Below are 497 nucleotides of genomic sequence, written 5' to 3'. Positions count from 1 at the left end.
GTGAGGTGTTTTGTCCATGTGACTTTTCCAGTCCATGTGGCGATATCACCTGAGCTGTGTTGTGGATCTTGGTGCCGTTGTCTTTTTCTGATTTTTCATGGTTTTCCTGGTTGTTTCCAATTACTGTTTCTCTGAACTGTTTAAAGTCAAGTTGGAACAGTTTGTGCTCTGACCTGAATTTCTGGTTGACTTGCTTGAGCTCTGCCTTGCATTGGTTCATGATGGCTTTTCTGTCAGCAGGGTTTGTTGCATCTCTTGCCTTTTCTCTGCAGTCCTTGATCTTCTGCTTGGCTAGAGTTTCTTGTTGTTTGAATGCATCACGTATCTTGTGTATGAATGCAGATATTTGTTGGCCTGGGTTTGTTCCATTTGAGAAACCAAATGTCAGATGGGTTCCGTTTGGCAATGTAGCAGTAAAGCTTGTCGCAGTTGGAAATCCGTTCATCTTGGTTTTGTTGTCCTTGTCGTTACCGTTATCATCATTTCCTTTTGTCTTG

Annotated in this window: 1 protein-coding gene; it reads right to left on the bottom strand. The window is 42.5% G+C overall.

The genetic code is table 11. The features are described 5' to 3' along the window. A partial coding sequence (locus DYY66_RS04745) for a hypothetical protein (protein WP_394352575.1) occupies positions 1 to 497 on the bottom strand: 497 nt, incomplete at both ends.

It is taken from the genome of Candidatus Nitrosotalea sp. FS (genome assembly GCF_011319475.1).
Lineage (GTDB): Archaea > Thermoproteota > Nitrososphaeria > Nitrososphaerales > Nitrosopumilaceae > Nitrosotalea.
The sequence above is the reverse complement of the archived record's forward strand: the minus strand, read 5'-3'. Positions and strand labels throughout refer to the sequence as shown.